6 protein-coding genes are annotated in these 6012 nt (G+C 53.1%); 5 read left to right on the top strand and 1 reads right to left on the bottom strand.

Annotation, left to right across the window (positions count from 1 at the left end; translation table 11 throughout):
• The first annotated feature begins 542 nt into the window (after positions 1-542).
• The 5 genes from AAF564_25490 to AAF564_25510 are packed head-to-tail and all read left to right on the top strand — an operon-like array spanning position 543 to position 5720.
• On the top strand, positions 543-1250 hold the full coding sequence (locus tag AAF564_25490; protein ID MEM8488924.1) for an ABC transporter ATP-binding protein: 708 nt from the start codon (positions 543-545) through the stop codon (positions 1248-1250).
• On the top strand, positions 1243-2517 hold the full coding sequence (locus AAF564_25495; GenBank protein ID MEM8488925.1) for an FtsX-like permease family protein: 1275 nt from the start codon (positions 1243-1245) through the stop codon (positions 2515-2517). Before AAF564_25490 ends, AAF564_25495 begins: the two co-directional genes overlap by 8 nt.
• Positions 2510-3760: an FtsX-like permease family protein gene (locus AAF564_25500; protein ID MEM8488926.1), complete on the top strand. Its 1251-nt coding sequence runs from the start codon at positions 2510-2512 to the stop codon at positions 3758-3760. The genes AAF564_25495 and AAF564_25500 overlap by 8 nt, the downstream gene beginning before the upstream one ends.
• A gap of 15 nt (positions 3761-3775) precedes the next feature.
• A complete protein-coding gene (locus tag AAF564_25505) occupies positions 3776-4552 on the top strand; it encodes an outer membrane lipoprotein-sorting protein (GenBank protein MEM8488927.1) in 777 nt (258 codons plus the stop codon).
• Positions 4542-5720, top strand: a complete 1179-nt coding sequence (locus AAF564_25510; GenBank protein MEM8488928.1) for a hypothetical protein — start codon at positions 4542-4544, stop codon at positions 5718-5720. The genes AAF564_25505 and AAF564_25510 overlap by 11 nt, the downstream gene beginning before the upstream one ends.
• 105 nt (positions 5721-5825) lie before the next feature.
• Here AAF564_25510 and AAF564_25515 read toward each other — a convergent pair.
• Positions 5826-6012, bottom strand: a 187-nt coding sequence (locus AAF564_25515) for an aquaporin (GenBank protein MEM8488929.1), incomplete at its 5' end; no start/stop codon positions are given.

Genomic DNA, 6012 nt, shown 5'->3' on the forward strand with positions numbered 1-6012 from the left:
ATCAACAAGGCTTCAAGTTAGATCAGCTCCCCATCCAGCTTCTTCAGCAGTCACACGCTTCACAGCCACAGCCTGCCATGTCTTCAGGCAGAGAGGTAAACAATGCCATTGGCTTCTTTGACTGCTATTTGTTTCCCTTCTCTCTCTAAACTAGCTATATCTGCGTAGCGGAAATGTATCCACTGCCAAACATTAGGTGCACATAATATAATGTGCAATATATGTGCAATCAATATGCAAATTGTAACATAACGGTGAAGTCGGTAATTTTTTTTGTAAAACGGCGTGCTTCGATGTTACCTCATAGCGCAGCGCCTTCAACCTCTAAGTGCTATGATGCCGGTTTGCCGCGTGGCGGTGGGGCGCTGAAATGTGTGTAAGGCAATCCCTGTTTGCGTGGCACAACAGAACATTTTAGGGTGCCACCTTTTATATTCATCAGCTGATGCAACCATTGCTGTTGCACAACCGCTAATTGCGGCTGAATGCCATCACGCCGGCACCTGCGGTTGCTGTCCCACCAACTACAGCGAAGATGACCTATGGAAACTGCAGCCAAACTTGTGGATGTAGAAAAGACGTACGAAGTAGGAGATTTGAAAGTGCGGGCTGTTCGCGGCGTAACCCTTGACATCCACGCAGGCGCTTTTCTCGCGCTGGTTGGCCCATCAGGGTCAGGGAAAACCACGCTGCTCAACTTGATTGGCGCGCTGGATACGCCAACGGCTGGCAATATATGGATTGGCGATGCCGCCACCGCCGGCCGCTCTGCAACTGACCTGGCCGATTTTCGCAACAGCCACCTGGGATTTGTTTTCCAGAGCTTTAATCTGGTCCCGGTGCTCACCGCTGCTGAAAACGTTGCCTTGCCTTTGCAACTCCAGGGTGTAAGCGATAAGGCAACCCGAGACAACCGCATACAAGCCATGCTGGATGACGTCGGGATTGGCGAACTAGGGGACCGGTATCCTTCTGAACTAAGTGGTGGACAACAGCAGCGCGTTGCGATTGCCCGCGCCCTGGTGAAGAATCCGACCCTTGTGCTGGCAGACGAGCCGACAGCCAACCTCGATAGCACCACGGCTGAAGAGATCATCGCCATTATGGAAGTGATGAACCAGCAGCACGGGACTACCTTTGTATTCTCAACGCACGACCCGCTGGTTATGAAACACGCAACGCGCGTAATCCATTTGCGCGATGGTAAAATTGAATCCGAGGAAACGGCTTCGGGAGGTACATATGCCTGAGCAAACAATCCCCGGCGTTTTGAAGTTCACCACGCTGTTCAAGCTTGCCTGGCGGAATTTGGCCAGGAATAAAAAGCGCACCTGGATTTCTGCGATCACCGTTGCGTTTGCAGTCTTCTTGCTCCAGCTCAGCTATGCCATGCTTGTCGGATTGGAAGACCAGTCTTTTGACAACCTGATCAATTACCAGACGGCGCACGCCAAACTCTATGCAGCCGGCTATTTTGAAGAGCGCGAAGACTTTTCGCTAGATTTTCCCCTCAGCAATCCGGAAGACGTCCAGGCACGTATCCGCGATGTGGCCGGTATCGCCGGCGCCTCACCCCGGCTAAGTTTTTCCGGACAGTTGTCCAATGGTGTTGATCTCATTTCCTGCTTTGGCATGGGCATTAAGGTTGATGATGGGGACGATACGGTGTTCAAGATGAGCGATGCGATTGTCGCTGGCACCTACCTCCAGCCCGAAGAAGAGGGGATGTTACTTGGTAGCGGACTCGCAGATTTTTTTGAAGTAGCTGTCGGCGATTGGCTCACGGTGCTCGCTAAAAATAAAAATGGCGCTTATGAGGCGTTGGATCTACCCATTGTTGGCCTCGTGGGTACAGGCAATCCGCTGATCGATCAGAATACGTTCATGATGCCACTGGCAACTGCGCGTTACATGCTGGACATGGACGCGGAGGCCACCGAATTGGCCATTCGTTTCTCTCAATCAGCCGGCGAAGCTGCAACGATGGCGCGCATTAAATCTGCTATTCAAGCGGATGAACGGGTGGAAGTGAAAAGCTGGCAAGAAGTGGAAGAGGATTTTATGACGCTGGTGGAGACAAAGCGGATGAGCAGTACCATCATGCTTGGCCTCTTCGTATTGATTGCCATTGTTGGCATCACCAACACCATTCTCATGGCCGCTTTTGAGCGAACGCGTGAAATTGGGACCCTCATGGCAATTGGATTGCGTGGGCGTGGCATTCGGCATTTGTTCATGGCGGAAGGCGCCTTGATGGGTTTGCTGGGTGGGGCAGTTGGGACAGGGGTTGCTTTGCTTGTGATAGGGTATTTTTCAGTCAACGGTATTGATCTGGCAGCGATGTACGGAGACCTGGATACCGGTTATCCGATTCGCGATATTTTTTACATGGCCATGGCACCCGGCTTTATTATTCCGGCGTGGCTCGCAACAGGCCTCCTTGCTGCACTCGCGTCTTTTTATCCAGCTGCCCGCGCAAGCCGGCAAGACCCGGCGGAGGCGCTACGGTATGTCTAGCATCAAACGCGCAATTCCGTTCTTGCACATGGCCTGGCGCAACACGCGCCGAAACACACGTCGCACGTTGCTCACGGTTTCTGCGGTTATTGTGGCCGTGGGTGCGATGATATTTGGCCTGTCTTATCTGGGCGGGTTTATGGATAATATCCTCGATACTTATGCGCGTACTGAGTCGGGGCATGTACGGTTGCGGCAGGCCGGCTACATGAAGAAAGAGCGCTCCATGCCACTGCATTTGAATTTGGATAATCTGACGGAAGTGTTGCAAGTACTACGGAATGCGCCGCATGTAGAAGAAGCTCTTCCCCGTATTCGTACCGCTGTACTTGTAGACGGCGCGGGGTCCAACAAACCGGGTTTGTTGTTTGGTCTGGACTTCGAGCGTGAAGGCAATTACTTCAATCCGACTGATATGGTTGTGGAAGGCCGGCTACCCGCTGCCGGTGCTGCTGAACTGATGATTGGCAAAGGTTTTGCCGAAAAGCTCGAAGTAGCTTTGGGTGACACCCTCATCCTGCTTGGGCAGAATGCCTACCGCTCCATGAGCGGCATGCGCGGGGTTATCACCGCGATTGGTGTGTCGGGACTCGGGCATCTGGATAACCGTTTCATCATGACAGCAATCGACCAGGTGCAGTTGATGACCGATTTGCCCGATGCAACAACCGAGATTGTCGTGTTTGCAGATGATCCGTTGCTGGCTGATTCGCTGGTTGCCGATCTCAAGGCAGCTGTCGCACCAGTCCTTTCTGATGACGTAGAAGTATTATCCTGGAAAACACAGGGGCCGCTCCTCTTACTGCTGGAGAAAAACAAACCCATCTCGAATGCCATTTTGTTCATCTTGATGCTTATGGCAGGTCTGGTGATCGTAAACACGATGCTGATGACGGTGATGGAGCGCACGCAAGAACTGGGCATGATGGCCGCGATGGGCATGCGAAACACTGATATCATCCGCCTTATTGTAACGGAAGGCGCGATCATCGGGTTGATAGGTGCCTTGATTGGGGGTGCCATTTCAACCGCTATTACGCTTTGGTTTGAGTTTAACGGCCTGGACATGACAGAGGCAATGGGCGACATCGAGTTGCCGTTTCAGGGCATCGTCTATCCGGACTGGACCCTGGGGTATTTGTTTACCAGTATTGTGCTCGGTGTATTGGCAGCAGGATTGGCTGCGCTGTATCCTGCCTGGCGTGCCACCCGTAAGCGTCCTGCTGAAGCGTTGCGCAAATAAGCGAGGTATTGTTTTATGAACATCAAAGCCAGACTGATCACTGCATTTGTAGCGATTGTTGTAATGATTGGGGTGAACGGCAACGTCTCACCTGTGCTTGCCCAGCCTACGCCTGTTGAAATACTTGAGCGTATCGATCGGAACATGACCATCGAAACCGCTGAGATGCGCGCGGAGATGGTTATCAACTACCGGGAAGGAGATGCGCGAACACTTGAGTTTGTCTCTTGGAGTGTAGGTGCAGATCAATCGTTTCTCGAGTTTACCTCACCGGCGCGCGATGCCGGCAGTCGCTACCTCCGCCTGGAAGAAAACATGTGGATCTACCTGCCTCGCGTGGGCAAGAGTGTGCGCATTCAGGGACACATGTTGCGCCAAGGGATGATGGGGAGCGACTTCTCTTATGGAGATGCCAGCGAGCAGCCCAGTATGGTTGACGACTACGAGGCGGTTATCGAAAAGGAGGAAGCTTTTGAAGGTCGGCAGGCTTATGTGCTGTACCTGACCGGCAAAAAGAAAAATCTTGCGTATCCGATGCGCCGCATATGGGTAGATGCAGAACGCTGGGTGCCGCTCAAAGAAGAACGGTTTGCCAAAAGTGGCAAGCTGCTCAAAACGGCAACTCTGGGTGATGTACGGAAGCTGGGTAACAGGTGGTATCCCTTTCGTACGGAGCTTGATAACGCTTTGCAGCGCGATACGAATACTACCTTGCAGGTCCTGGAATTAGAATTGGATGTACCGGTAGACGATGCGCTATTCACCCTCCGGAATCTCGAAGATGGCCCGTAACTTCCTCCGGCTGCGCAGGGCCGGTATCCTGCTGGTTGTGTTGATTGTTGGTGTTGTACCGTTAGCCCATGCGCAAACGTCTGCGCGCATTCATGGGTATCTGGAGCACCAGTACAGCGTGTCTTATGCCGAAGGCAACTGGACCCATCTCGATTACGACCGCGTACGGGCTGATGTGTCTGCCCGTGCCGGCAAGCGCACGCAGGTGTCTATCGCTCCGGTGTGGCAGATATTCCGCGGTGATACACGCATTCAGCTACGAGACGTCCTGCCAGCATTTCTCGACGCCTTTGCGGACACCCTCTCTTTGCCCATAGAGGATCAACTCTTTCTTAATCACGCATATATAAAGCTGCGACCCGGTCCGTTTGATATTACCGTTGGTAAACAGTACCTGGCCTGGGGGGCTGGGCTGGTCTTTAATCCTACTGAATTATTTCGCCCTAAAAATGCCCTTGAGCCAGGGTATGAGCGCGAAGGGATCGGTGCGCTGACCCTGGCTATGCAACTTGGGCCACTCAGCGATGTGCTGGTGGGTTTTGTGCCGGATGGGGGGCTGGCGGAGAGTGGCAAATTGCTCCGCGTGCGGCATCATATAAAAGGCTTTGATACATCTCTCCTGCTTGCCGTTCTTGAGGAACAGCCGCTTACCGTTGGGCTTCAACTTTTTGCACCCGATCGGCAGCAGCGGGTAACGGTTGGCGGAGATATAACCGGCACCCTGCTAGGGCTGGGCGCCTGGCTGGAAGCTACCTGGTCGGATATGGATACGGTGGATTGGGTCGAGCTTACGGCCGGTACAAATTACACGGTAGGCAATGGCACCCTGCTAATGGCTGAAGCGCATTACAACGGCCGAGGGGGGCGTGGCGCGCCCTACACAGCTGGGCAATGGGCTGGTTCATTGTCGGGTGTCTTGCGCACCATTAATGAATGGACTTTTTACGGGGCTGTATTACATCCCATTGATCAATACCAGTTGTGGAATGTCGGGCTTGCGACGCTGGTTAGTGGGGACGGGAGCGCAGTGCTTGTCCCTTCACTCGCCTATGCTTTTGCAGAGAATGTAGACTTGTTGTTTAACGGACTTGTCTATGCTGGTGAAGATGGAAAAGCCTTTGGCGGGGAACGGTTGGGTGCGTTTCTTCGAGCACGTGTTTACTTCTAGGGCGTACCTCCCTAAATCCGTTCGGATTTCTTTGCTTAAGAGTTTAAAGTTATACGGATCGAATAGCCGTGCTATCCGATCCGTATAAAGTATTCAGCAGGTTGTTTAAAGGCCCAGGTAGAGACCGCCGGCAAGCAAGGCGCCGGCAATAGGGCCAACAATTGGAATCCAGGAATACCCCCAGTCGCTGCTGCCTTTGTTGCTTATGGGCAAAATGGCGTGCATGATGCGGGGGCCAAGGTCACGAGCCGGATTGATGGCATACCCCGTGGTACCCCCGAGGCTAATACCA

This window comes from Bacteroidota bacterium, from assembly GCA_039111535.1.
Lineage (GTDB): Bacteria > Bacteroidota > Rhodothermia > Rhodothermales > JAHQVL01 > JBCCIM01.

Coding starts and splice junctions, on each gene's coding strand:
- AAF564_25490 (MEM8488924.1), top strand. CDS start 543: ATGGAAACTGCAGCCAAACTTGTGGATGTAGAAAAGACGTACGAAGTA.
- AAF564_25495 (MEM8488925.1), top strand. CDS start 1,243: ATGCCTGAGCAAACAATCCCCGGCGTTTTGAAGTTCACCACGCTGTTC.
- AAF564_25500 (MEM8488926.1), top strand. CDS start 2,510: ATGTCTAGCATCAAACGCGCAATTCCGTTCTTGCACATGGCCTGGCGC.
- AAF564_25505 (MEM8488927.1), top strand. CDS start 3,776: ATGAACATCAAAGCCAGACTGATCACTGCATTTGTAGCGATTGTTGTA.
- AAF564_25510 (MEM8488928.1), top strand. CDS start 4,542: ATGGCCCGTAACTTCCTCCGGCTGCGCAGGGCCGGTATCCTGCTGGTT.